This window comes from Nostoc sp. EspVER01 (assembly GCF_034530635.1).
Classification (GTDB): Bacteria; Cyanobacteriota; Cyanobacteriia; order Cyanobacteriales; family Nostocaceae; genus Nostoc.
In genome coordinates this window covers 61,730-87,355 of record NZ_JAVRCS010000021.1, presented here as the reverse complement: position 1 = coordinate 87,355, position 25,626 = coordinate 61,730, and the positions used below count along the sequence as shown (strand labels likewise).

The following is a 25,626-nucleotide window of genomic DNA, read 5'->3' as shown; positions in this document are numbered from 1 at the left end:
TGAGATAATTCAAACAGGAAACAAAACAGTTCCCAACTTTTCACGCCCCAAGCGATCGCTCACTTCACCCCCACAAACCACCCGAACCCCATTAATATAAACTGCTTGCACAATCTCATCCGAACCACGCTTAACCATCCGAGGTTCGCCATCTAAAACCGGATCTGATATCTGCACCTGCGGGCTAATTGGCTGATTTAAAGCATTGGGATCGAGTAAAACTATATCCGCTTTCGCACCAACTTTCAGAACTCCCGTATCAAGACGAAACCAACCAGCAGGTTCTCCGGTAACGCGGCAAATTGCAGCTTCCGGTGAAAGGAACTTGGTTGCAACTGCTTGTTTGAGCAAAGACAAAGCTCCATCATAGTAGCCCAGGTTACGCACGTGAGCGCCAGCATCGGTAAAACCAGGCAAAATATGAGGATGCTTCATCATCGCTAAACGGGGTTTTAGGCGATCGTTCGCTCCTGTGGCTACCCAACGTAAATCTGTATCGTATTTTTGTAATGCGTGGATAAATAAATCTACTGGTTCTTGTTGCTTTTGACTCGCAATTTGGGCAAAACTTAACCCTTGCCAACTTGCTTCGGGACAGTGAATAACTTCCATCAAATCTAACTGACGATGGAATGATTTACGCCGTTTACTGAGCCATTCTTGGCGAAACTGACGACGAAAAATTTCCGATGCCCATAGTTGTTGTCTTTCTTCTCGTGACTGACAGCCATTGAGTTGTGCGCCTGTGGAAAATTCTTCAAATAGGGGAGTCACAGATCCATCTGAGTAAATGGTGAAGGGTTCAGTTAGGGTTTGAAAGCGCACATTCCCATTTAGAAGCCGATTCCAAATAAAAAGTAAGGGGGAAAATATTCGCCATAATTTGCGATCGTGTACGGCATCTAAGGCTGAGAGGACGGTTAGCCGCAGTGGTTTTTGTCCAATCCCTGAACCCATCCGCAGAATATCCACAAAGGAAGCAAGTCGTTGTAAGTTGGGTGTGACTTGAAAAACGCGTTGGCTACGCCGACACAAATCCGCCAACATCGCATATTCTTTAAATTTGGCGTGTTGAGAGGGAATTGTACAACCTTGCCACTCTCCGCTCATCCGATGCCAGGGAAACATATCAATAGAAATGCCAATAAAGCCAGCATCTATTGCATCTCTGGCTATGCGCTGCATAAGTTTTAGTTCAAATTTTGTCGGCTGAACCGTTAAACTGCGTTCTAACCCCATCACATAAGCGCGTAAGGCACTGTGTCCAAACATTGGGGCAACATTGGGGCCAAGGGGTAACTGTTGCAAATGCTGTAAATATTCTGCTGGTGTTTGCCAGGAAACCGACTTTTGTAGCCATTTTGCAATCAGCCGATGAGAAAGTGTTTCTACTCTCTGAAAAATATCAGCCAGGATTTGCGGTTCTGCGATCGCAACAGACAAGCTACAGTTACCAATAACCACGCTAGTAACACCATGACGAACTGATTCGCTCAATCCTGGTGCGATTTCTAACTCTAAATCGTAATGAGTATGAATATCTATAAATCCCGGTGTCACCCATAACCCAGAAGCATCAACCACCTCACGCGCTAGGTTAGTTAAGGAGGGTGCAAGGGTAACAATCTGTCCATTTTGAATGCCGATATCTCCGCACACAGGTGGAGAGCCTAAGCCATCGAAAACTAACCCGTTTTGAATCAGCAAATCCAACATGATTCTTTGTTGCCTTTTGGTTGTTATTGGATCTGTTTAGGGCAATTATAGGCTGGGAATTTATTGGAAATGGCGTAGCCCCTCGTAGAAATTGCTTTCAGAGACTCTTGTTCCAATATTCCAAACCGGTTACAATCACATCTTCTAACCACTGCTTAAAACGCTCTGTTAGATTACCCTCTTCATCAGCATAAGAGAACTGGAACGGAGAATCTGTTAGGGCTTGAATGTCACTAATATTGCGCTCACCATCTTCTGCATTGTCTCTGTGGTATGCACATGCGGAACAGACAAGCAAGCCACGATACTCATGTCCAAGAACATGAAAAGAAAGCAAAATTGTTGTTGATATTCCTATATTAATAACTAATTGTATCCAGCTATGATAGTTATGATTACGAAGATTAGCAAAGTATCTTAACTGTTTAGCCGTCTCTACAATTTGGTAGCGGTGGTAATATGAACGACTATCACCAGCAGGCGCACTAATTATAAAAGCATCAGCATCATCAAATAAATTTTGTACGGATAACTTTATTTCATTGGCAACATCTTGTGAGCGATTAGAGGCTATCTCAAATAACTTTGAAGCAAAATATTCAACTTTTCGACTGCGCTCTTGAATAGATGCTGATTGGTTTTGCTTCAGCTTTTCAGCAATGGAAGCAATAATAACCTGAGTACGTCGGGATTCTGATAAGACTTGTTCTGATAAGCCAAGACTGCGGATGAAAGCTTGCTTTTGGCTCTTGGCAAACAGAGCAATCAATTTTGACAAATTGCCTTGGTCTGCCTGCTCTAAAGCTGCAATGTAATCTGCACGATCATCACGAGTAAGAACTAGGGGAAACCAACCAGCTTGAATAAAAACTAAGCTGGCAATACATCGAGCAACTCGGCCATTTCCATCTTGAAATGGATGAATCTGTGTAAATCGATGATGCAACCAAGCTGATTCAACCTCAGGAGGAATTTGCTGATTTCGATGTTGATGATGCAATTCAATCAACCTATCCATTTCAGATGCCACTTGTTCTGGAGGGCAGTATTCGTGAATAATGCCATCTGGTCTCATAGGATTGTTAGGTAGACGCTTCCAGTCACCCATTATGAGAGAAACACGAACAATTTCCCCTGTCGATGGAACTAAAGCCTCTGTATATTGTTGGTTCTGAGTTAGAACCTGATGTAACTGCTTTATATAGGAGGTTGATAAATTTCTTTGCCCACCCACAAAATCAAACAGTCCTTCAATCGCAGTTTCCTGATCCCTGATTAAAGAAACTACTTGTTTTACAGGACGATCCGTAGCTCCATGAGGAATCAGAGCTTCGTTAATTCCTTGTTCAATTAAAAGGCGAGTTATTCCTCGATCTATGTTGTATAATCGCTCAATAATTCCAGTTTCAATGGCTATTTCGCGGCGTAGTCTTTCCATGAAAACTTTAAACTCACCAGATGCCCGAAGCCGCTCTGCTTGCTCATTCCAAACAGTGACTAAAGGCGGTAATTCCGAACTAGCTAAACTTTGCCAACTTGATGATATATCTTCTATTGGTTGCCATGCCATAAGTCATTAATATTTGATAATTAATTTTAAATTTTACCTTATTTATTTTCATAATCACTGTAACAATTTCCACCACAATGTTCAGCTTTTACTCAGTGCGTAGTTTACCGCCGTAGGCATCGCTAATTATTCCAATTTCCTCCGTTAAACTTATGCAACGCCATATCCCGTATATTGCCTAACATTTTGCGGGTGAAATCCTAAGATAATTTTATCTTTAGAAATTCCGGCAGCTTCTAATTCATAGGTAACACCATCTTCTGTGTCATCCCGTTGTACCCAGATTTTGCCATCGATAATGTCAATATGAACTAAGCAACCGTGAATTCTTTTACCACCGTCCCAACCAAGAGTTATCAGCAAATAGCTGTCATTTTCACTATCAAAGACTGTTTTACACTCAATAACTGCGTAGGAATAAGGAATTTGTGTATAAGGTACTAAAACCTCTTTGATGATGCGTCGATAGTTATCTAAGGTATCCATTGGATAATCCTCTCAGTTTCAGGATTGAAAACAAGTAAATTTAGATTTTCACTTTCTATTAAAAGTGTACCAATAGGTTCTTCAAATAAAGCTGTGAATACGCTATCGCGCACTGCGAGGTATAATATTCTATCAGGTTCTACGCGACTGATAACGGCACGATACAGAATACAGCAGTTTGCAGGCATATTAAATGTTATTTTATTTGTTGACAGAATCACTCTCAAAATTTTGACCACGATGCTCAGTTTTTACCCAGTGCGATCGCTCCTTTTGCACACACATCTTTAAAGTCGTCACAATCATCACAGGAATCCAATGCACCATGTATAATGAGCCTTGAATTGTTGCCCAAAGCAGAGACCATCCTCGTAAATTTTGAAATTGGTAAAGTCCAGCAATAAAGGCAATTGTCAGAATGACGCTGAGTAGTGTCTGGAGTGGAAACAGAACTGGATGATGGCTATAAAATATAGTCCAAAGTAAATCGGGAATTAGTCCAATTGGTAGAAGAAATTGCAATATAAAAAATAATAGTAAATCAATTTCTTTTGCCCAACCTAAAGTAAGAATTTGCGGAAAATAATCTAGATAACGCTGATAGCCACCTTCAGCCCAACGACAGCGTTGATGCCAAAGTTTTTCCCAAGTAGTTACACCTTCTTCCTGAATTGATGGAACTGTAACAAACTCAATTCCCACACCTGCTAAATAGAGTTTGAAACAAAGATCCAAATCATCGGTGACAGTGTTCTCATTCCAACCTTGACACTTTTCTAATAATTCCCGACGAACTAACATCCCATTCCCGCGCAGTTCAGACATTCCACCGATAGCAATTCGATGGGTTTGTAAAAAGCTATCACAGCACATTTCCATCTGCTGACAACGGGTTAAGAAGTTAGTATTAGCATTAGAAATCGCTTTTCGCACTTGCACTGCACCGATCGCTTGCTTCTGGAACAAAGGTACTGTTTGCTGGAGAAAATTGGTAGGTAATTGAGCATCAGCATCGCAGACTAGAATAATCTCCCCTTGGGTAAAGGGAAACACCGCATTCAATGCCCCTGATTTACCACCTTTTGATTCCCGTCGATGAACTTGTAAAGCTGGAAATTGAGTTTGTAATTCCCTCAATATCTGGTAAGTTTCATCGGTACTACCGTCATCAACAATCCAAATATCTAGGGAATCGCTTGGATAATTCAATTGGCATAAGCTGTAAACTAGATCAGCCAAGACTAGACTTTCATTTTTAGCCGGAACTAAAATCGAGACTAGCGGTAAATAAATCTCATTCTGCATCACTGCTGCCACTGGTTTAGCTAACAGCATCCGTAACGTTTGCACAGTCAGGATTGCCGTTAATCCCAGCATCAACCATTGTGTTTTTGGTAGCCAGTGCAGCAAACTCACGCCACCCCAGACTAATAAAACTACTATGGTTGCTTTGAAACGGCGATGAAAGCTAATGGTGCTTCTTCCCACTTTATTGGTTATATCCTTTCGGTTCGTGGCTTATTCCTGCGACGTAATAATAGCATCGTCACTGCTCCCAGCACGAAACCGCCCACCCCGGCTGCAACTGCTAGAATCCGCCCCAATTGTTGAGCAGCATTCAACACTGGGTTATTCAACAGATTTAATCTTAATACGACTAAGTGGCAGTTGAGCGTAGTCGAAACTCCACAATCACCTAGGAGTAAATGTTTCGGCTCCCTTCCCTACGGGACGCTACGCGTAGCTTTCTTCCCCGGAGGGGTACGACTACGCTCAGGGCATGTCGCTCAACAACCAGGCAGAAGGTTTCCGCAGATACCCACCGCAAATCTGGTACACTATCTTTTAGTTGGCGCTGTCGCAAAATCTCAACTCCCGCGACTGTCGCCACTCTATAAATTTTTTCCAGCACATACACAAGCTTTAATTTACAGCAGTTTGCAGCTAAATGAGGTACAGAACTAAGGATTCACAAATCAAATTATTCTTCTCCCTCCTGCCTCCTGCCTTCTCCCAAGGGGAGACGCTAAAAGCGATCTGCCTCCTGCCTCAAAACCAGTGACTTTGTACCTCATACAAAAGAAAACTGCTGTAATAGGGTGCGTTATGGAATTTATTCCTAACTCACCGAAATTCTCTGACGGTGCGTTACGCTGACGCGATAACACACCCTACAAAATGAGATTATTGAGTTAAGAGGCTGAGAAATCTAAACTTTGCCGAATTGAGGAAAGGAAGATGGTGAGAAATCTTTGCTCATAGTTGCAACTGGTGATCTGGGTTAGAACTAACTTAGCGATCGCCACAGTGACAAGATAATTCAAATGGCTCAAGGCTGAATAGTCTTCGCCGACTGGTTAAATAACAATTCTCGTAACTTATCTGGATCGAGCGCTTCAGTTTTGAATGCTTCTGCTTTCTCGTAAGCGCGAATTGTTGCCGGACGGGCTTTAATTGCCTCAAACCAGCGTTTAACATGAGGAAAATCCTCTAGTTTTTGACTTTGGAGTTCATGAGGCACAATCCAGGGATAAGCAGCAATATCGGCGATGGAATAATCGCCAGCCACAAATTCTTTATCTGCTAGTTGCTTATTTAGCACTGCATATAAGCGTCCTGTCTCATTCACGTAGCGGTTAATGGCATATTCAATCTTTTCGGGAGCATAAGTACTAAAGTGATGATTTTGTCCCGCCATTGGCCCTAATCCTGCCATTTGCCAGAACAACCATTGTAAAACTTGAGTGCGATTACGTAAATCTTGGGGGATTAATTTCCCGGTTTTTTCTGCCAAATATAGCAAGATTGCCCCAGACTCAAATATCGAAATTGGTGCGCCTCCATCTGCTGGTTCGTGGTCAACGATCGCAGGCATACGATTGTTAGGAGAAATCTTCAGAAATTCTGGCTTAAATTGATCTCCAGCCGCAATATTCACAGGAATTATAGTGTATGGTAAGCCTACTTCTTCCAAGAAAATTGTAATTTTATGACCGTTTGGAGTTGCCCAATAGTAAAGTTCAATCATGGTTCTTTTCCTAAAATTGTGCAATTGTTTTGTAGGTTAATAGTGTATTCCAGACATTTCTTAATTACGAATTGCGAACTTGTACTGAGTTTCGACTTCGCTCAACTACCGCGTAGCCGTAAAGCCTGCGGCATAGCTACGCTTCGGGCGCAGCCTCTCCAAGAGTTGTATTACGAATTACGAATTAGATTGTGGTGCTTTTGCGATCGCAGCCCAAACTCTATGGTGAACCTGAAGAATTGGTGTAGGATATTGTGTTTCGAGCAATGTTGCCAATTCCTGGTCAAATACTTCTACTTTTTCTGGTGTCAAACTGGCTCCCACACCAGCACTCGCCCGAATTCGTCCCCGCCAGTCTTCGTGTGTATAAGAGACAAATACATCGTAAGAAAATGTGCGGATTTCTCGGAATCCTCCTTCGCCAATATCTTGTAACCACTGGGGATACAATCCATTACCGCCGTCCAAATTCCACGCGGGATTATGAGCTTTGATCAGTCGTTCTGTTGCTTGAACTACATTACCTTTTAAGGGTATCCAATCAAAATGTGCGATCGCGAGCAAGCCATTTACTCTCAATATACGAGTAATTTCCTGGACAGCACGTGGACGGTCAAACCAATGCCAACACTGTCCAGCTGTCACCACATCTGCGCTGGCGTCTGGTAACTCGGTATCCTCGGCAGTTGCGACTCGATAATCTACTTTCAGTTGGACAGCTTCGCTTAACAGTCTCGCTTGTTCTAAAAGTGAGGCTGATGGATCTATGGCAATTACATCAGCACCTCTATCGGCAAAGCCCCGCGCTAGTGTTCCTGTTCCGGTGCCGAGGTCAACAATATTCTGCCCTGGTAAACCTATACCATATTCAGACAGTTTGTTAAATAATGAACTGGGAAAGCCAGCGCGGTGTTTTGCATAATCAGTAGCAGTTGCACCAAAATCAATTTTCATACCTGCAAAACTATTTTTGTAACAATTGTTTAGGTTAGAAGTTCTCTACCCACGGACGTAGTTTTACTTCATCCTGTTGATTTGCATGAATACTACCATCTAATTCAATAATTAGTAATTTTTCGTGACAATAAAAATCAGTGATATATCTACCAATATTATGTTGTCTGCGAAATTTTATATTTAACAAACGTCTATTTCTTAAACATTCCCATAATATTTCTTCTGCTGGTGTTTGTTGTTTTCTTAACTTGCGGGCGCGTTCTAATAATACTTTCGGAATTTGTCGGTTACTACCAGCTAATTTAGAGATTTCTGCCCTCACCCCTAGCCCCTCTCCCTCTGGGAGAGGGGAACAAGATAAATCTTGTTGATATTTATTCTCTTCTTCCTCTTCTTCTTGACTCCCTCTACCTTTGGGAGAGGGTTGGGGTGAGGCTGATATTCCATAATTCTGCACCTACAACAAACTCATTTGTCCCCTTATCTTTCCCCTTTTTTATCCAGACTTAGAGCGGTTATAAGTTTTGATTAATCTTTTAGACAATGCAAATTATCAAAAAGTTGCTGCACATCTACACCCACTTGCGATCGCAGCTTAATTTCGATACTTTTTTTAAAGTAACCTATACAATGGACGGCTGCTACCCCCAGCAAGGGAGGCAGCAGCCTAATGAGCAGCATTTCCATCCAGAGAAACGAGATTTGAAAAGGGTTTGGGCTTAAGTTGATACCAACGCCCTCAACCCTCAACTCCTCTTAACCTTGAAGCGCATCCTCTTGATGGGTTTCGATTACACAGTCAGAAGTGGCATAAGCAACGCAGGTGAGGACAAATCCCGCCTTAATTTGATCGTCGTCTAAGAAGTTCTGATCGTCTTGGTTGACTGTACCTGAAATCAGCTTGCCGGTGCAGCTAGAGCAAGAACCAGCGCTACAGGAATAGGGCAAGTCAAGATCATAGTCATTGTTAGCAACCTCTAAGATGATCTCGTCATCAGGGACTTCAATTATGTGTTCGCCGTCTGGAGTACGCAATGTAACGTTGTAAGTTGCCATGTAAAAATTCCTAACTCAATATAAACTCCATTTTTGATACTACGGGTTTATGTGCAGCTAGTCTAGAGTGAAATCTGGTTGATTATTCTATATCCTGAAAAGCTTAGTCTGAACTGGAAGTAAGAGTAAAAAATGCTGCGATCGCTTCAGCAAATCCCTCAAATGAACTATAATCTCTAGCCACGATAGAGACATTCATACCCAACTTTTGGGCATTAGCAGTTGTATAAGGGCCAAAACATGCAATCACACAATGTTCATAATCGCTTTGTGAGTTGACCATTGTCAAAAAGCTTTCTACTTCCGCCGTGCTACTAAAGGCAATTACATCAATAATTCCTTCACGCATCAGGTTTAATTCCATACCGTAGATAGTTTTATCTAAGCCCTGCGTAATATATGTGGGTACGCGAGTTACTTTTATGCCCAATTGTTGCAAATCTGTAATTAAATTGGGTACAACATCAGGCTCAGACAAACCCACAACCTCTGGAGCCGGGATCAGCACTTTTTTCTCATGAATTTGCGGCAGTTTCGCTAATTCAGCCACAATTCCGGCTGGGCTAGGTTCGGTTGGGATTAAATCTACCTTGCCACAAAAAGACAATAAGCTTTCTGCGTCTTTTCCTAAAGCACATAAGTGACATTTTTCCACCGCAGAGGTGGGAATATTTAAATCATTCATGCGGTGAAAAAATGCAGTGATGCCATTTCTACTTGTAAAGATAATCCAATCAAATTCGTCTATGTGGGCTAAAGCTGCATCTAACTGAGTATATTTTGATAAATAGCAGGTTTCGATGGTAGGCATGAAAACAGGTAAAGCACCTTTTTTAATGATTTGTTCGGATAACCTATAAGCATAATTTCTCGGTGCTGTTACTAAAATTCTTTTGCCATAGAGAGGTAAGTTTCTAGATGGAGTCAACAGGTTGATTTCTCTTGATTCGGTGTGCATTGGTTCATCTCCTATTTCATTGCTATTCCACCTTAGAACGCAATACGCTTGAAATTTTCCCTTTCACCGACCATGTACATCGCTTCAAATCTAAAAAAGAATCTAGAGATGTAGCATTACTAGGTCTCTACAAGGGTTTTAGATAACGCATATTTAATTTCACTCCTATGTCTATTCAGCAAGACCAAAAAGCTGATGTAAATCCTAGCCATTTTTCTAGGATGAATTCTCCCCATTTTTCCGATGCCATCTGTGTTGATAAAACGGCACGATATGAACATCTAAGAAAGTTGGCAGAAAAATCTTATGTCTTCATTACTGGCTTTGTCAAACAGTTTAGCTGACACCGTAGAACAAGCTGGAAGTGCTGTAGTTGCGGTAAATGGCGGTACTCGTGTTTCCCAAAGTGGCATTCACTGGCGTAATGGCATTATTGTTACCTCTGATGAGTGCCTCCAGCGCTATGACAATATCACCATTACCTTATCAAATGGTAGTACTGCACCAGTAACACTCGTCGGTCATGACTCTAGCACCGATATAGCTGTTTTTAAGCTAGAAAATGTAGAAATACCCGTGGCAAAAGTTGGCGATGCTAAAACGCTCAAAGTTGGGCATCTGGTATTAGGACTGGCAAGAGGTGGCGAAGGTGATTTAAGAGCGGCGATGGGTGCAGTGAGTGTGGTTAGCGGTGCTTGGCGGAGTATGAATGGCGGGAATATTGACCAATTCATCCGCCCAGACATCACCTTATACTCTGGCTTTGCAGGTGGGCCGCTCGTAGATGCGGCGGGTTTTGTGGTAGGCATGAATACATCGGGGCGGCGTGGTACTGCTCTGACTATTCCTACTGCTACAGTCGATCGCGTAGTTGACCAATTAGTAGCAAAAGGACGCATTTCTAAGGGCTACTTGGGTGTGGGAATGCAACCTGTGCGTTTACCAAATAACCTGAAAACTGCTCTCAATTTAAGTTCGGCAACTGGGGTAATTGTTGTCAACGTTGAGGCTGCGGGGCCAGCTGACAATGCAGGTGTGCTGCTTGGCGATGTTTTGGTAACGTTCGATGGCGTAACTGTGGGCGACACAGGTGATGTGTTGGCGCTGCTCAATAGTAGCGATCGCATTGGTAAAGCTGTCAACGTGCAAGTTGTCCGGGGTGGAGTGTTAATTGAGTTAGCGATCGCAGTTGGCGAACGACCTACAAAGGAGGAATAATCCCAAATTGGGATGAGTTTAACTAGCTTTGTGAAGATTTATCTAAATTTTCTATTCATTTGAGCTTCTGAACTCGAAACTTTGACCTCTGAACACGGAACTTTGACCTTTTTGCTCAAATGTTCAAACTTTGAACGCGGAACTTCGACTTTTTTGCTCGAACATTCAAGCTTTGAACGCAGAATTTTGACCTTTTTGCTCAAACGTTCAAGCTTTGAACTCGGAACTTTGACCTTTTTGCTCGAACGTTGAGCCTCTGAACTCGGAATTTCAACCTTTTTGCTGGAACGTTTGATTGATTTTACTTTGACACGCTCAAAAACTGTATAACATGGCAAACACAACATTAACTAACGTCGCTGCGGAACTGACAGAGGTAGCTGCTAAATTACGCCTACGCACTGTCAAAGTAAAAAGCGGCTCTCTGGGAGTCGGTTCTGGCGTAATTTGGCAACCTGACGGACTAATTATCACTAATGCCCACGTGGCAACCAGCAATCGCGCAACTGTGGAATTAGCAGACGGAAGGGTATTTGATGCGGTGCGTACCCAATTCGATCCACAGCAGGATTTAGCAGCTCTGAAAATTGTTGCCACTGATTTAACTGCTGCAACTATCGGCAATTCTGAAGCGCTACGAGTGGGTGAATTAGTCTTAGCGGTGGGTAATCCCTTTGCTGACAGTGGCGCTGTGACAACTGGAATTATCCATGCAAATAATCCACGAGCAGTTATGGCCGATTTGCAGCTGTATCCTGGTAATTCTGGGGGGCCACTTGCCGATTGTCTCGGTCGAGTTGTGGGAATTAACACGATGATTGCTAATGGTTTGGCTGTGGCAGTTCCCAGCAACACCGTTGAGCGTTTTTTACAGGGAAATAGTCGTCCGCGGCTGGGAGTTACACTGCAACCTGTGCTTTTAAGTAGGCGTAGCTTGGGTTTATTGGTGCTGTCAATTTTACCTGACAGTGCAGCAGAAAATGCTGGTGTGCAAATCGGCGATGTTTTAATTGGAGTTTCGGGGCGATTATTCACTAGCATGAATGACTTAACCAAATATCTCCATGAAAGTAAAGGATCTGTGCCGCTACAACTCTTACGCGGTAGACAGCAATTCGTGATTTATGTTGCCGTGCAGTCCGATAAAACTGCTGTGGAGGCGACATGATCCGGGTGATGGTGGTTGCTACTTCCCCTGTGGTGCGAGCAGGGTTATCAGCTGTGGTAACTACCAATCCTCGGTTAACGGTTGTGGGGAGTGCATCCGATTTGGATGTCTTGACGAGTGAAGTTGAGCAATTACAGCCGGATGTGGTGCTGGTAGATTTGAGCGGGAATTTTCAACAAGCGGTATGGGAAAAATTGCTGGTTATTCAAGAACAGCAATACCCATTAGGAACGATCGTCATTGTTGAAGAACTCGACAGCATCGACTTAGAGACAGCCTTACGTTCTGGTATCCGCGGGATATTGCCCAGTAATAGTACAGAGTCAGAAATTGTTGCGGCTGTAGAAGCGATCGCTTTTGGTTTGCTGGTGCTGCACCCGGATGCTGTAGAATTACTGTCTATCCGCGAAAAAGTGGTAACGAATCCCGTACAAAGCTTGACACCACGGGAGATAGAGGTTTTAGGAATGCTTGGGTCAGGCTTGGGAAATAAAGCGATCGCAAAACGTTTACATATTTCTGAGCATACCGTCAAATTTCATCTTTCATCCATTTTTCAAAAGCTCAGTGTCTCTAGCCGCACCGAGGCTGTTGCTGTGGGTGTGCGACTGGGTTTGATTATGCTTTGATCTTTAGTCATTTTTTTAAATGTTGAGCTTTATTTAGCCTTAGAGAAATTTTGGGTTGGCTGGGAATCCTAAATAAAGCACTACTCAAGCTTAGAAAAATGATACCTGTCCTTCCCGGTTACAACTTTATTGAAGCTCTGCATGAAGGTGTGGATACTGTTATTTATCGCGCTTCCAAGGATTTAGATCAAACCCTTGCGATCGTTAAAGCCCTGAAAGCCGAGTATCCCAGCCTCGAAGAACTAACCCGACTCAGACATGAATATAAAATATCACAGACATTAGTAGATATAGAAGGAATTGTTAAGTCTTTAGCTTTAGAAAATCATCATAACGGTTTAGCCCTAATTTTGGCAGACTTTGGTGCAGAATCTCTGAAAAAGTATATTAGCGATCGCCAATTGTCATTAACCGAATTTCTTACAATAGCCATTCAGCTAGCATCTACTCTCACTCAACTGCATCAAGCCAAGATTATTCATAAAGATATTAAACCTGACAATATCGTTATTAACCCAAAAACCGGGCAAGTTAAAATTATCGACTTCAGTATTGCATCGCGGTTAGAAAAAGAAAATCAAAGCATCAGCAATCCTAATTTATTAGAAGGCACTCTCGCCTATATGTCACCGGAGCAAACCGGACGAATGAATCGGTCAATTGATTACCGTACCGACTTCTATTCTTTAGGCGTTACCTTTTATGAAATGTTGACAGGTTCGCTGCCCTTTAATGCTGCTGACCCTCTGGAATTTGTTCATTGCCATATTGCCAAAACCCCAATAACGCCTCAAGAGTTCAATCCAAAAATTCCCTTAGCGGTTTCTGACATTGTAATGAAATTGTTAGCTAAAACTGCTGAAGATAGATATCAAAGCTCTCTAGGATTAAAAGCCGATTTAGAAACCTGTCTGACTCAGTTACAAACGGATGGCGAGATTTCCCACTTTATTGTCGGTCAACTAGATTCATACAGCCAATTTTCCATCCCGCAAAAACTCTACGGGCGGGAAATAGAAGTTGCTACTTTGTTAGAAGCATTCGATCGCGTCAGTTCTGGTACTACAGAAATGATGCTAGTTTCTGGTTACTCAGGCATCGGTAAATCGTGTTTAGTTTCCGAAGTTCATAAACCGATTGTGCGCCAGCGAGGTTATTTTATCTCCGGTAAATTTGACCAATTCAAGCGGAATATTCCTTTTGCTTCTCTCATTCAAGCATTCCAAGATTTGATGCGGCAATTGCTAACAGAAACCGATGACCAAATCGCCGTTTGGAAATCAAAGCTAATAGATGCCCTCGGTTCCAATTGTCAAGTAATTATAGACGTTATTCCCGAATTAGAACGGATTATTGGCCCGCAGCTAGCAGTTCCTCAATTAGGTTCATCAGAATCACAAAACCGATTTAATCGGGTGTTTCAACAATTCATTCATGTATTTAGTCAACCCGAACATCCGCTAGTTTTGTTTCTGGATGACTTGCAGTGGGCAGATTCAGCTTCCCTCAAGCTTATCCAGTTAATTATGACCGACCCAGATAGCCAATATCTATTGCTAATTGGTGCGTATCGAGATAACGAAGTAAGTGTCACTCATCCTTTGATTCAGACCTTGGAGGAGATTCAAAAGACTGGTGCGATCGTAAATAACATTATCCTCCAGCTTTTGGATATTGCTCATGTCAATCAGTTAGTAGCCGATACTCTTCGTAGTGAAGTTTTAAAGGTAAAGCCGCTAGCTGAATTAGTTTTTACAAAAACCCAAGGCAACCCATTTTTCTTAACTCAGTTACTCAAATCTCTTTATCAGGATAATTTGTTATCCTTTGACTTTGAGCGCAGTTTTTGGCAATGGAATATTGAGTTTATTCAGGGAGTTAATATAACTGATAATGTCGTTGAATTGATGGTTAGTCAAATTCAAAAGTTATCTGAAAAAACCCAGAGTGTATTAAAGTTGGCTGCCTGTATTGGAGACAAATTTACTTTAGATATGTTGACGATTATTAATAAAACATCTCAGTCAGAAACAGCAGCCGATTTGTGGGAAGCTCTGCAATCAGGTTTGGTTCTACCCCTCAACAATTCCTACAAAACACCGCTTGTTTTTGACTCAGAACAAATGGAGACTGAGAATAGGCGATCGCACATTAACCAGCCCCCATCACCCATCACCTATAAATTCTTACACGACCGGGTGCAGCAAGCGTCTTATTCTCTCATTCCAGATGATCAGAAAAAACAGACTCACCTAAAAATCGGTGAATTGCTACTCAAACATACCTCGGAAACGGACATTGAAGAAAACATTTTTGAAATTGTCAACCAACTGAATGTTGGTGCTGAATTCATTACCCAACAGCCTCAAAAAGATAGACTAGCTCAACTCAATCTTATAGCTGGACAGAAAGCAAAAGCAGCAACAGCGTATGAATCATCTGTTAAATATTTAAATGTAGGTTTGGAACTACTTGCGGCAGATAGTTGGCAGTGTCAGTATGACATGACACTCAACCTCTATGTAGAAACAGCAGCAGTAGAATTTCTCAACACTAATTTCGAGCGAGCAGAAATGCTTTCTGATGTAGTTTTGTCACAAGCAAAAAATCTACTCGATCGAGTCCAGGTGTATGAGACAAAAATGCAGTTTTATATTGCTAAAAACCAAATGCAAGCTGCGTTAAATACTGGATTGCAAGTGCTGAAAATGCTAGGTTTGCCTTTAGCAGCTAAATCCCCAACAAGACTGACTAGATTGAATTTAGGAGGAAAACGGATTGAGGATTTAATAGAATTGCCAGAAATGACTGATGTTTATAAATTAGCTGCCCTGCGAGTCTTAATCAATCTGATTCCTCCGGTTTATATTGCAGCACCCGAACTTTATCCCCAGGTCGTTTTTAAAATGACCAATCTCTGTCTCAAAGATGGAAACTCTCCTCTGTCAGCTTATGCGTATGTACTTTATGGAATGTTCCTATGTGGCGCTTTTGAAGACATGGATTCTGGCTATCAATTTGGTCAGCTAGGCTTAAAGCTGTTAAATCAATTCAATGCGAAGGAGATGACGGCGAAAATCTATGAAACATTTAATTATTTTATCAGGCATTGGAAAGAACCAGCTATTAATACTATAGAGCCGTTAATTGAGGGTGTCCAAAGAGGGCTAGAAACAGGAGATTTAGAATATGCTTCTTATTCGGCTTGTTTTTATTGTACGCATTTGTTTTTTATCGGTGAAAATCTAGAAATAGCTCTCCAAAAACAGGCACATTATATTGCTTTGATGCAAAGAACCAAACAAGAGTTTCAAATAATTTATGCTAAGATAGTCCGACAAACAGGTTTGAATTTAATTAAGAAAACATCGGAACCATATCGATTAATTGGCGAAAGTTTTGATGAAAATAAAATGTTGCCAATTTTGATAAATAGCAATAATTACATGGCTATTTATCCTATCTATGTTTCTAAACTGATTCTGGGTTATTTATTTAAAAATTACGATCGCGCCGCTGAGAATGCCTTGCTGGCAGAAAAATACGAACAAGGTGGACTAGGGTTGATGTACAAAGCCGAACACAAGTTCTACTCCTCTCTGACTCTCCTAGCTTTGTATTCCGGTGTATCAAAAAGCGATGCTTACGGCAGCAAGCTACGCCAACAATATTTCAGCCAAGTGATAGCGCAGCAGAAAAAAATGAAGCAATGGGCGTTGCATTCTCCTGCCAACTATCAGCATAAATACGATCTCGTGGAAGCAGAAAAAGCGCGAGTATTGCAACAAGATGCCAAAGCGATCGCGTTTTATGACCGAGCAATAACTGGAGCCAGAGAACATGGATATATTCAAGAAGAAGCCCTAGCCTCGGAACTAGCAGCAGAGTTCTATTTCGCTTGTGGTAGAGAGAAAGTTGCTAATACTTATCTCAACGATGCCTACTATGGATATGGTTGTTGGGGAGCGAAGGCAAAAGTCAAAGACTTGGAAAAAAGATATCCCCAACTATTTCGGATATCAAAGCGAGAAACCGTCAGTACGAACGCGACTCGGATAATTAGCTCTACGGATGAAAATGCTTCCGACTCGCTGGATTTAGCCACAGTTATGAAAGCATCTCAAGCTCTTTCTGGAGAAATAGTTTTGAGCAATTTGCTCGCTAAATTAATGACAATTGTGCTAGAAAATGCTGGCGCTCAAACAGGCTACCTAATTTTAGAAACATCAGGAGACTTACTAATAGAAGCATCAGGAGCAGTAGACAAAACCGATGTAACTGTGCTACAAAAAATTCCAGTATCAACCAGTCAGCAGCTACCAATTTCACTGATTAAGTATGTAGCCCGAACTAAAGAAAATGTTGTCCTCAGCAATGCAACTTGTGAAGGAACATTTACCACAGATACATACATCGCTACCCATCAACCCAAATCGGTTTTATGTACACCGCTCATCCATCAAGGAAAACTTAGTGGCATCCTTTATTTAGAAAATAATCTCACCATTGGCGCATTTACATCAGATCGCTTAGAAGTATTACAACTGTTATCCTCTCAAGCGGCGATTTCCATTGAAAATGCTCGTCTTTATAAAGACTTGAAATTAGCCAACACTAACTTAGAAGCCAAAGTACAAGAACGAACTTTAGAGTTACAAGAAAAAAATGTGCATCTGCAAAAAGCAGAAGAAACTGCACAATCAGCCAACCGTGCTAAGAGTGATTTCCTCGCCAACATGAGTCATGAACTGAGAACACCACTTAATGGCATTTTGGGTTACGCCCAAATCCTCAAGCGTGAAAAAAGTTTAACTAACTCACAAAAAGATGGTGTGAACATTATTTATCAGTGTGGCGACCATCTCTTAAACCTGATCAATGACATTTTAGACCTCTCTAAAATTGAAGCGAGAAAAATGGAACTCCACCTAACGGATTTTCATTTCCCAGAATTTCTCGAAGGCATTGCCGAAATCTGCCGTATCCGCGCCGAACAAAAAGGTATTTGCTTAATTTTTGAACAGGTTACTCAACTTCCTATAGGTGTCAAGGCTGATGAAAAACGGTTGCGGCAAGCTTTGATTAACTTACTGGGTAATGCCGTTAAGTTTACTGAAACTGGAGGCGTGGCTTTCAAAGTCGGCTATCAGGAAGGTAAAATTCGGTTTCAGGTGGAAGATACAGGAATTGGCATGGCACCAGAGCAATTAGAAGAGATATTTTTGCCATTCCAGCAGGTAGGAGATCACAATCGCAAAGCAGAAGGAACGGGATTGGGACTGGCAATTACCCGCCAATTAGTTCAGATGATGGGTGGCGAAATCCAGGTGAAGAGTAGCTTAGGAAAAGGGAGCATTTTCTTCTTTGATTTAGATTTGCCCGAAGTTTCTAAATACGCTGATGTTATCAAAAAAGAGCAACGAAATATCCAAAGTTTTAAAGGCGATAAGCGGAAAGTTATCGTGGCAGATGACAGACCAGAAAATCGGGCAATTTTGGTCAAGATGCTATCGCCTTTAGGATTTGAAATGATCGAAGCAGTAGATGGTCAAGATTGTCTTAATAAGGCATTTGAATTAAATCCAGATTGTATCTTAATGGACTTGATGATGCCTCAAATGAATGGCTTTGAAACTACACGCCGCATTAGGCGATCGCCTGAACTAAAGAATGTAATAATAATTGGCACTTCTGCCAGTGTTTTTGATTTCGATCTCAACAAAAGTAGAGAGGCGGGTTGCAATGATTTTCTACCTAAGCCCATCCGCATAACAGAGCTTTTAGAAAAGTTACAGTATCACTTAGAACTGGAATGGATTTATGAAGATGGTGAAAAAGTATCTAAAGGTAATCAAGCAGAGAACTCTCAGCAATCATTGGTAGTTCCCTCCGCAGACGAAATTGCAATTCTGTTGAATTTAGCAATGAAAGGCGATCTTAAAGGTATTGTAGAACAAGTTGATTGTTTGGAAAAAATGGATGTAAAATATGCACCTTTTTCTTTAGAGTTGCGTCAGTTAGCTAAAGGTTTTCAAATTAAAAAAATTCGTGAAATTTTAAAAAACGTAGGGGTAAATTAATGAGTATTTTAAACATCGAAAATGGCATTATTTTAATCGTTGATGACAACCCGACAAACTTAGGAGTGTTATTTGATTTCTTGGCTGATTCTGGCTTCCAAGTGTTGGTGGCGCAGGATGGCGAAGATGCAATTGAACAGGTCGAATATGCTCTCCCCGATCTAATTTTGTTAGATGTACTCATGCCTGGTATGGATGGGTTTGAAACTTGTGAACACTTGAAAGCTCAAGAATCAACTAAAGACATCCCCGTAATCTTTATGACGGCGCTTTCTGAGACGGTTGATAAGGTCAGAGGGTTGAATCTTGGGGCGGTGGATTACATCACTAAGCCGCTTCAGCATGAAGAAGTTTTAGCCCGTGTCAAAATCCATTTAAGCATCCGAAATCTGACTAAAAGACTACAAGAGCAAAATGTGCATCTAGAACAGGAGATTCAAGAGCGGACTAAGGCAGAAAACGCCCTCTTAAAACTGACATCTGAGTTAGAAGAACGGGTGCAAGAAAGGACATCTGCACTTGGAGAATCTAATCATCTGCTGCAACAGGAAATCCAAGAGCGCATTTTGACAGAGCAAGCATTGCAGGAATCAGAAGCACGCTATCGAGAACAAGCCAATCAGCTAGAACTTGCCTTTCGCCAACTTCAAGAAACTCAAAGTCAACTGGTTCATAGTGAGAAAATGTCTAGTCTAGGACAATTGGTGGCGGGTGTCGCCCATGAAATTAACAATCCCGTCAACTTTATCTATGGGAATTTGATTCACGCCTATGAATATACCCAAGGCTTACTCGACCTCTTGAACCTCTATGCTAAGTACACTCCCTCACCGCTACCTGAAATTCAACAACTGGCTGAGGCGATAGATTTAGAATTTCTCAGTGAAGACCTACCTAAATTGCTGAGTTCGATGAAGGTTGGGGCTGACCGCATCCGCGAGATTATTCAGTCGTTACGGATTTTTTCACACGTGGATGAAGCCCAAATGAAGCCAGTGGATATTCACGCTGGGCTAGATAGCACGCTGCTGATTTTGCACAATCGGTTTAAAGCTAGTTCTAACCAACTAGGGATTCAACTTGTTAAAGAGTATGGCGATCTACCGCTTGTGGAGTGTTATGCAGGACAACTCAACCAAGTGTTTATGAATCTACTGGCGAATGCAATTGATGCTTTGGAGGAATATGATAAAGAGCGATCGCCCCAGGAAATTTACTTTTGCCGCAGTACGATTCGGATTCGCACCGAAGTAACTGACAATGAGTTTGTGACTATTTGGATTGGCGATACTGGCCCCGGAATAACAGAAGAAGTACGCGATCGCCTATTTGACCCCTTCTTTACAACAAAACCCGTAGGTAGAGGCACGGGTTTAGGCTTGTCGATTAGCCAGGAAATTATTGTTTCTAAACATGGTGGTCAAATAACGTGTATCTCAGCACCCGGTCAGGGAACAGAGTTTATGATTAAAATTCCGATGCGATCGCACCCTTTAGAATTGACTGTGCCTGCATCGTCCTATTTTGCCTAAACTAAAAACTTTTGAAAACGCTTGTATGAACATTTTAATGCTATCTTCCACTTTTCCTTACCCACCAACGCGCGGAGGAACCCAAGTTAGAACATTTAATTTACTCAAGTACTTAAGTCAACGCCATAATGTCACCCTTGTGACTCAACGCGAGAGTGATGTTACAGACGCAGAAGTAGCAGGATTACGTGATTGTGTAGATCATCTCGTGATTTTTGAACGCCCGCCAGATTCTCGATCCACCGGAATATTCAAGAAAATACAGCGATTTGGGAGATTTTTGCAGCAGGGAACACCGCCAAGTGTACTTGACCGCTACTCAGTTGAGATGCAAACATGGGTTAATAACTGGGTGGAAGCGGGAAAATGTGATGTCATTACCTGCGAACATAGCGTTAATGAGATTTATGTGCAGCCACATTTTCAGAAACAGCTAAAAACCATCGTTAATGTTCATAGTTCTGTTTACGCTACCTGTCAGAACCAATTAGCAACAGGCATTTCCGAAAATTCACTCAGAGACAAAATTAATCTGCCACTTTTGTGGCGTTATGAGCAAAACTACTGCGCTAAATTTTCGGCAATTGTGGCGACAACACAAGAAGATAAAATTCAACTACAAGAATTTAACCCCAATAGTGAAATTACAGTTATTCCCAATGGCGTAGATTTAGTTTCTTTTCCTAGGCGTACCACCGATCCCGGAGGACATCGCCTAATTTTTATTGGTGCAATGGATAATTTAGCAAATATTGATGCTGTCTGCTTTTTCAGCAACGAAGTCTTGCCAGAAATCCAAAAATTCTATCCCGATACAACTTTTGATATTGTCGGTTCTCACCCAGTGGCAGAAGTTTTAGCACTTGATAAAAAACCAGGAATTAATGTGCTAGGGCGTGTACCTTCGATGGCAGAATATTTACATCGAGCCACCATCTGCGTTGTACCGATGCGGACTGGGTTTGGTATTAAAAATAAAACTTTAGAGGCAATGGCAGCTGGTATACCTGTAGTAGCCAGCGATCGCGGCTTAGAGGGATTAGCTGTAGATGTTGCTAGTCATCCATTACGGGCATTACGAGCCAATAAACCAGCAGAGTACGTCACCGCTATTAGTCAACTATTCGAGCGTCCACATCTGCGTTCAGAATTGTCTCACAATGGCAGAGAACTGGTAGAAACAGAATTCACTTGGGATATGGCTGGTAAAAGCTATGAACAAGTTTGTCTTGGGAGAGAGTAATACTAATTCGTAATTCGTAATACAACTCTTGGAGAGGCTGCGCCCGAAGCGTAGCTATGCCGCAGGCTTTATGGCTACGCGGTAGTTGAGCGAAGTCGAAACTCAGTACAAGTTCGTAGTTCGTAATTAGCACACATTAAAAATGCTTGTCTAGATAATTGCTAATTGTTCTTTCTTATCTCTGTGGGATAAATATGTGTAGAGACGTTGTATTGCAACGTCTCTACATCGGTCGTACAAATGATCTTATCTAAATCGTATTGGTTTTTAGTTATCTCATGAATCAGCACATCAATTATTGTCAAATCTAGTCGAACAACCTAACACAAGTAATTTCTTCTGCTTACGCTTATTCTTATTCTTGAGAGTAGTCAAATAATTATCAACGTAGCGAAAAGCAGCTTCACCGTCGTAATCAGCAATGGCTATAGCTTGTAAGAAAACCTTTGAGGGAATTTCAAACCCTAAAAATTTTTCTGTTAAAATTAACAAATCTTCATCTGTAGCAGGAAAAGTAGTTTCTTCTGTATCTTCGTAATCAGAAAATATATCATCGATTAATGCTTTATACACTTTGTACCTCCCCAAAAGCATAAGATGCAAAGCCTGTAATGAAGTTTAGCTGCTGATCGCGAGTTTGTAAGTTAACAGGGAGTTCAGTACCACCACATCCGATTTCCCGTAAAATTTCCAAACAATAAGCACCGAGTTGAGTGTATGGAGCTTGCTCCAATTCTTGAGCTACTTCTAGAGCCATCTCCAGATTGACTTGGATAACCGTCTTTACAGGGTTGGTCATAAATCCGCCCTCATAAACTGGATGCTCTAAGTTTTGATCACAAGCAGAAATAGCGTAACGGTGTTTTTGCGGAATTTATGAAGAGGGGAAATTAAAGTATCAGCGCATTTGCGGTAATGTACCCAAAGTTATGCAAACTAGTCCCAGAGTAGGCAATTTATATCTAAGTGCGATCGCTTGCCATAATACGTATAAATATCTACAAATCTTCCAATATTCTTGCTAATATACTTACTTTTTGTGGGGTAAGCCACAAAGCCCACCCCACAATATTGGATAATTTATTTGTTATAAATCCCTGATATCTAGTCTTGCTCGGTAGTTTAACAAGAGAGGCAGTGTTTCGACTACCTTCTGTCTCCTGCATGGTTGTTGAGTTTCGACTACGCGGCAGTTGAGCGTAGTCGAAACACTACCTCCTGCCTTCTTCACGCTTTAACCTTAGCTTTAGACCAGACACCATTTTCATCTTCATCATATTGTTGGTGAATAGTCTCCCAAGCAGCTTGTTCGGCTGTGAACTCGTCACTTCTTTCATTGAGTACAGCATTATATCGTTCAATGAATGTACTCTGAGCTTCATCAGAAAGATGAGCGCGAACTTCAGGCGACAAGTCTGCTGGACTGTTGCACTGTCCAGAACAAGAACGAGCCAGAGTTTTCTCAATCGTATTAATTTCTTCGCCACCAGCACTTTCGAGCAGCAATTGAAATTCGCCAGTGCGATCGCTCGGAACTTCTGCCATCACGAAAAATTCGCCAGCTTGTAAGCGAGTTTGGTAGATAGCCGCTTTATCTTCTGGCATCCCCAAAGTAGTCAGAACCGATACTAAACCGGCACCTGCACTACCTGCGATCGCTCCGCTAGCAGCCCCCAACAACACCGCACCAATAGGTCCTGCTGCCACAATTGGCCCAACAAAGGGAATAAACAATACGCCTACACCCGTAAGCAAGCTGAGAAAGGAACCAAACAAGGAACCAAAAACTGCTCCTGTTCTCAAACCCCCTAGAATCACATCTTTTTTACTAATAAAGCCAGCGATTCTCGTTTCCGACTGGAAATTTCTGCCCATGACCGAAATATGATCTCTAGGCACACCCCTGTCTAATAAACGTCGAATTACATCATCAATTTGCTTCTGCTCTTTGAATACAGCAGAAATAGTACGTTCTGCTTTATATACTTCTGGCACTTAAAAACTCCCTGTATTATGTTGTTTTTGCAATAAAGATGACCAATCAATTTTGGATTTGAGTTAGATTGACTGCACTCATAACGGAAAACCACGCGGTGGACGGGTTCTCCGACATAAAAGAGCTAGTCGCATGGATGCGTCTCCCAACTTGACGCTAGTCACTTCAAGTTATGTTGGCGCACGAACCAATTTTCAATTCCAAAATCCAAAATTGGCATCGTGAAGAGGTAGATGCAGGCAGATTAATTCTTTTACACCACTTAAAAGCAGGGTTGATTCCTGCTTTTAACTAGTTTCACAGATAGTCATCCTCAACTCAGACGTTACAGCACTTCCGGCAGCTATGAGGTACATCCTCAAAGCTGAAAGCTATGATAGAAAAGGGCAAAAAGAAAAACTGTACTGTATTGCATAATAGCTGTCAGTGCTTTAACCCAAGTTTTTCTAGTCCTCTTCTAGAGGACTTGCACCATTAGACAGGGAATTCTATTGCCTGGCGGTCTATTCCCTGGCGGTCTGTCTGGCGGTCTGTATTGCATAATAGCTGTCAGTGCTGTATCAGCTATACACCTACAGGAGTCTTAGCCCCTGCTGCTGGCTTTCTACCATCTGCATCTATTGCCTCGCCTTCAATAAATGAACGGAGCATCCAAGCTATCTCTTCATGCTGTTCGAGTAGTCCAGTTAAAAAGTCAGCAGTTCCCTGATCGTGGAACTTTTCACCAGACTGATCCACATGATCTCTCAAATTGCGAATAACCTGCTCGTGATCGTCCACTAAATTAGCCACCATTCCTGTTGCTGTGGGAACATTACCAGCATGTTCCTTGAGGGTAGCAAGCTTGAGAAATCCCTCCAATGTGCCAACTGGATAACCACCCAAAGCACGAACCCGCTCTGCCAAAGCATCAATATTTAGAGTCAGCTTTTGGTAGTGTTCTTCCCAAAGCTGGTGCAAAGAGCGGAACTGAGGACCAACGACATCCCAGTGGTACTTTTTGGTTTTCACCAACAGTAAATAGGCATCTGCCAAATCTTGATTCAACAGATTAATTACACCTTGACGCTGTTCTTCGGTCAAACCAATGTTTATCGCACGCATTATTTTCCATCCCTAAGCAAACTTATTTATTAATTTGCCAAATTTTCCCCATCATCCACATCAACCAAAGGAAACATTATGAGTTGAGATTAATTCTTACATTACATAGTTATACCTATGCCTTAATAGGTAGTACTATTCGGTCGATCTAGATTCATGATAAATTATGACTCCTGACTCACCTCGGCTACGCCCTTCTCTACGAGAGGCTGCGCCCGAAGCGTAGCTATGCCGCAGGCTTTACGGCTACGCTCAGGACAGGCTCGGCGACCACCTGGGTGCTGAATTCTGACGATAATTTATAAATATCAATTAGCTATATATCCTTGCTTTTTATCAGCTAAAAAAATAGATATATTACTATTATAAATAATAATGGGTGATTGCGTAAAAGCAATCACCCATTATTAATGAAAAATTACTAAGGTATTAACTCTGTTACTTACCTGTAATTTTGTCTAACAAATTATTTGCTTTTTCTTCCACAGATTTTGCACCCTGAGAATTTTCAGGACTCTTTTGCTTGTCAATATCAGCTGCTCCTTGAACCTCATTGAGTCCTTTATTAGACTCTTTTTGAACCTGTTTCAATCCTTGTGGTGGTTCTTTAGCAGCTTCGTCAGTTTTGCGCTGAATTTCAAGCAGTTGTGTAGTACCTTCGGTGGGGTTACTTTGGTAACTATCAATTGCAAAAGCAGGAAAAGCATTAGAGAATAATACTATGGCGCAAGTAAAAGCCACTACTAGAAAACGTACTGGACGGAAAGTAGATAAAACAGAAGCAATTGTCTTCATTTGAAATCCTCGATAACAGCTTTAACAACGCAGAACTTTATACTAAAAGAGCGAAGCATATACCTTTACTTAACAATTTTAAGCAATGAT

The 25,626-nt window shown here is 41.7% G+C and carries 24 protein-coding genes; 7 read left to right on the top strand and 17 right to left on the bottom strand.

The features are described from left to right. Nucleotides 1-9: 9 nt before the first annotated feature. The 12 genes from RMX69_RS18440 to RMX69_RS18385 form a co-directional block, all read right to left on the bottom strand. A complete protein-coding gene (locus tag RMX69_RS18440; RefSeq protein ID WP_322638311.1) occupies nt 10-1,716 on the bottom strand; it encodes a D-aminoacylase in 1,707 nt (568 codons plus the stop codon). A 97-nt stretch (nt 1,717-1,813) separates the two neighbouring features. Beyond that, nucleotides 1,814-3,286 (bottom strand): Fic family protein, encoded by a 1,473-nt coding sequence (locus tag RMX69_RS18435; RefSeq protein WP_289799552.1) that lies wholly within the window; start codon nt 3,284-3,286, stop codon nt 1,814-1,816. 150 nt (nt 3,287-3,436) lie between these two features. Continuing rightward, nucleotides 3,437-3,772: a XisI protein gene (locus RMX69_RS18430; RefSeq protein ID WP_322638310.1), complete on the bottom strand. Its 336-nt coding sequence runs from the start codon at nt 3,770-3,772 to the stop codon at nt 3,437-3,439. Beyond that, nucleotides 3,760-3,960, bottom strand: a complete 201-nt coding sequence (locus tag RMX69_RS18425) for an element excision factor XisH family protein (RefSeq protein WP_289799554.1) — start codon at nt 3,958-3,960, stop codon at nt 3,760-3,762. The genes RMX69_RS18430 and RMX69_RS18425 overlap by 13 nt, the downstream gene beginning before the upstream one ends. Nucleotides 3,961-3,973: 13 nt before the next feature. Next, a complete protein-coding gene (locus RMX69_RS18420; RefSeq protein WP_322638309.1) occupies nt 3,974-5,260 on the bottom strand; it encodes a glycosyltransferase family 2 protein in 1,287 nt (428 codons plus the stop codon). Between the two features lie 8 nt (nt 5,261-5,268). Continuing rightward, on the bottom strand, nt 5,269-5,397 hold the full coding sequence (locus RMX69_RS18415; protein WP_322638308.1) for a hypothetical protein: 129 nt from the start codon (nt 5,395-5,397) through the stop codon (nt 5,269-5,271). 704 nt (nt 5,398-6,101) lie between these two features. Then, nucleotides 6,102-6,800 carry a glutathione binding-like protein gene (locus RMX69_RS18410; protein ID WP_289799557.1) on the bottom strand — a complete coding sequence of 233 codons (699 nt, stop codon included), beginning with the start codon at nt 6,798-6,800 and terminating at the stop codon, nt 6,102-6,104. Nucleotides 6,801-6,977: 177 nt separating this feature from the next. After that, on the bottom strand, nt 6,978-7,754 hold the full coding sequence (locus tag RMX69_RS18405) for a class I SAM-dependent methyltransferase (RefSeq protein ID WP_289799558.1): 777 nt from the start codon (nt 7,752-7,754) through the stop codon (nt 6,978-6,980). 34 nt (nt 7,755-7,788) lie between these two features. Then, nucleotides 7,789-8,214 (bottom strand): endonuclease domain-containing protein, encoded by a 426-nt coding sequence (locus RMX69_RS18400; RefSeq protein WP_322638307.1) that lies wholly within the window; start codon nt 8,212-8,214, stop codon nt 7,789-7,791. Nucleotides 8,215-8,285: 71 nt separating this feature from the next. Continuing rightward, complete coding sequence (locus RMX69_RS18395; RefSeq protein WP_289799560.1) at nt 8,286-8,438, bottom strand: hypothetical protein; 153 nt, start codon at nt 8,436-8,438, stop codon at nt 8,286-8,288. Nucleotides 8,439-8,513: 75 nt separating this feature from the next. Beyond that, nucleotides 8,514-8,813, bottom strand: a complete 300-nt coding sequence (locus RMX69_RS18390) for a 2Fe-2S iron-sulfur cluster-binding protein (protein ID WP_289799561.1) — start codon at nt 8,811-8,813, stop codon at nt 8,514-8,516. Nucleotides 8,814-8,916: 103 nt separating this feature from the next. Beyond that, on the bottom strand, nt 8,917-9,771 hold the full coding sequence (locus tag RMX69_RS18385; RefSeq protein WP_322638306.1) for a uroporphyrinogen-III synthase: 855 nt from the start codon (nt 9,769-9,771) through the stop codon (nt 8,917-8,919). A 167-nt stretch (nt 9,772-9,938) separates the two neighbouring features. Between RMX69_RS18385 and RMX69_RS18380 the strand changes: the two genes are divergently transcribed. The 7 genes from RMX69_RS18380 (at nt 9,939) to RMX69_RS18350 (ending at nt 21,641) form a co-directional block, all read left to right on the top strand. Beyond that, on the top strand, nt 9,939-10,115 hold the full coding sequence (locus RMX69_RS18380; RefSeq protein WP_289799563.1) for a hypothetical protein: 177 nt from the start codon (nt 9,939-9,941) through the stop codon (nt 10,113-10,115). Then, a complete protein-coding gene (locus RMX69_RS18375; RefSeq protein WP_322638305.1) occupies nt 10,078-10,989 on the top strand; it encodes a S1C family serine protease in 912 nt (303 codons plus the stop codon). Before RMX69_RS18380 ends, RMX69_RS18375 begins: the two co-directional genes overlap by 38 nt. A 331-nt stretch (nt 10,990-11,320) precedes the next feature. Next, nucleotides 11,321-12,157: a S1C family serine protease gene (locus RMX69_RS18370; protein ID WP_322638304.1), complete on the top strand. Its 837-nt coding sequence runs from the start codon at nt 11,321-11,323 to the stop codon at nt 12,155-12,157. Further along, nucleotides 12,154-12,786 carry a response regulator transcription factor gene (locus RMX69_RS18365; RefSeq protein ID WP_322638303.1) on the top strand — a complete coding sequence of 211 codons (633 nt, stop codon included), beginning with the start codon at nt 12,154-12,156 and terminating at the stop codon, nt 12,784-12,786. Before RMX69_RS18370 ends, RMX69_RS18365 begins: the two co-directional genes overlap by 4 nt. A 98-nt stretch (nt 12,787-12,884) precedes the next feature. Then, nucleotides 12,885-18,866, top strand: coding sequence for an AAA family ATPase (locus tag RMX69_RS18360; RefSeq protein ID WP_322638302.1), 5,982 nt, complete (start codon nt 12,885-12,887; stop codon nt 18,864-18,866). After that, nucleotides 18,866-20,398, top strand: coding sequence for a response regulator (locus RMX69_RS18355; RefSeq protein WP_322638301.1), 1,533 nt, complete (start codon nt 18,866-18,868; stop codon nt 20,396-20,398). Before RMX69_RS18360 ends, RMX69_RS18355 begins: the two co-directional genes overlap by 1 nt. A 25-nt stretch (nt 20,399-20,423) precedes the next feature. After that, nucleotides 20,424-21,641: a glycosyltransferase family 4 protein gene (locus tag RMX69_RS18350; protein ID WP_289799569.1), complete on the top strand. Its 1,218-nt coding sequence runs from the start codon at nt 20,424-20,426 to the stop codon at nt 21,639-21,641. Between the two features lie 291 nt (nt 21,642-21,932). Here the strand turns inward: RMX69_RS18350 and RMX69_RS18345 are convergent, their stop codons facing one another. The 5 genes from RMX69_RS18345 to RMX69_RS18325 form a co-directional block, all read right to left on the bottom strand. Then, nucleotides 21,933-22,214 carry a hypothetical protein gene (locus tag RMX69_RS18345; protein WP_289799570.1) on the bottom strand — a complete coding sequence of 94 codons (282 nt, stop codon included), beginning with the start codon at nt 22,212-22,214 and terminating at the stop codon, nt 21,933-21,935. Next, nucleotides 22,207-22,440, bottom strand: a complete 234-nt coding sequence (locus RMX69_RS18340; protein WP_289799571.1) for a hypothetical protein — start codon at nt 22,438-22,440, stop codon at nt 22,207-22,209. Before RMX69_RS18340 ends, RMX69_RS18345 begins: the two co-directional genes overlap by 8 nt. Before the next feature lie 428 nt (nt 22,441-22,868). Further along, nucleotides 22,869-23,636: a ChaB family protein gene (locus RMX69_RS18335; RefSeq protein WP_322638300.1), complete on the bottom strand. Its 768-nt coding sequence runs from the start codon at nt 23,634-23,636 to the stop codon at nt 22,869-22,871. Nucleotides 23,637-24,201: 565 nt separating this feature from the next. Next, on the bottom strand, nt 24,202-24,741 hold the full coding sequence (locus RMX69_RS18330; RefSeq protein ID WP_289799573.1) for a Dps family protein: 540 nt from the start codon (nt 24,739-24,741) through the stop codon (nt 24,202-24,204). A gap of 438 nt (nt 24,742-25,179) precedes the next feature. Further along, complete coding sequence (locus tag RMX69_RS18325; protein ID WP_289799574.1) at nt 25,180-25,536, bottom strand: hypothetical protein; 357 nt, start codon at nt 25,534-25,536, stop codon at nt 25,180-25,182. Between the last annotated feature and the right edge of the window lie 90 nt (nt 25,537-25,626).

Bases quoted from the DNA above. Each gene is read 5' to 3' on its own strand.
- RMX69_RS18440 (WP_322638311.1), bottom strand. From the start codon at position 1,716: ATGTTGGATTTGCTGATTCAAAACGGGTTAGTTTTCGATGGCTTAGGC.
- RMX69_RS18435 (WP_289799552.1), bottom strand. From the start codon at position 3,286: ATGGCATGGCAACCAATAGAAGATATATCATCAAGTTGGCAAAGTTTA.
- RMX69_RS18430 (WP_322638310.1), bottom strand. From the start codon at position 3,772: ATGGATACCTTAGATAACTATCGACGCATCATCAAAGAGGTTTTAGTA.
- RMX69_RS18425 (WP_289799554.1), bottom strand. From the start codon at position 3,960: ATGCCTGCAAACTGCTGTATTCTGTATCGTGCCGTTATCAGTCGCGTA.
- RMX69_RS18410 (WP_289799557.1), bottom strand. From the start codon at position 6,800: ATGATTGAACTTTACTATTGGGCAACTCCAAACGGTCATAAAATTACA.
- RMX69_RS18405 (WP_289799558.1), bottom strand. From the start codon at position 7,754: ATGAAAATTGATTTTGGTGCAACTGCTACTGATTATGCAAAACACCGC.
- RMX69_RS18395 (WP_289799560.1), bottom strand. From the start codon at position 8,438: ATGCTGCTCATTAGGCTGCTGCCTCCCTTGCTGGGGGTAGCAGCCGTC.
- RMX69_RS18390 (WP_289799561.1), bottom strand. From the start codon at position 8,813: ATGGCAACTTACAACGTTACATTGCGTACTCCAGACGGCGAACACATA.
- RMX69_RS18385 (WP_322638306.1), bottom strand. From the start codon at position 9,771: ATGCACACCGAATCAAGAGAAATCAACCTGTTGACTCCATCTAGAAAC.
- RMX69_RS18380 (WP_289799563.1), top strand. From the start codon at position 9,939: ATGTCTATTCAGCAAGACCAAAAAGCTGATGTAAATCCTAGCCATTTT.
- RMX69_RS18375 (WP_322638305.1), top strand. From the start codon at position 10,078: ATGTCTTCATTACTGGCTTTGTCAAACAGTTTAGCTGACACCGTAGAA.
- RMX69_RS18370 (WP_322638304.1), top strand. From the start codon at position 11,321: ATGGCAAACACAACATTAACTAACGTCGCTGCGGAACTGACAGAGGTA.
- RMX69_RS18365 (WP_322638303.1), top strand. From the start codon at position 12,154: ATGATCCGGGTGATGGTGGTTGCTACTTCCCCTGTGGTGCGAGCAGGG.
- RMX69_RS18360 (WP_322638302.1), top strand. From the start codon at position 12,885: ATGATACCTGTCCTTCCCGGTTACAACTTTATTGAAGCTCTGCATGAA.
- RMX69_RS18355 (WP_322638301.1), top strand. From the start codon at position 18,866: ATGAGTATTTTAAACATCGAAAATGGCATTATTTTAATCGTTGATGAC.
- RMX69_RS18350 (WP_289799569.1), top strand. From the start codon at position 20,424: ATGAACATTTTAATGCTATCTTCCACTTTTCCTTACCCACCAACGCGC.
- RMX69_RS18340 (WP_289799571.1), bottom strand. From the start codon at position 22,440: ATGACCAACCCTGTAAAGACGGTTATCCAAGTCAATCTGGAGATGGCT.
- RMX69_RS18330 (WP_289799573.1), bottom strand. From the start codon at position 24,741: ATGCGTGCGATAAACATTGGTTTGACCGAAGAACAGCGTCAAGGTGTA.
- RMX69_RS18325 (WP_289799574.1), bottom strand. From the start codon at position 25,536: ATGAAGACAATTGCTTCTGTTTTATCTACTTTCCGTCCAGTACGTTTT.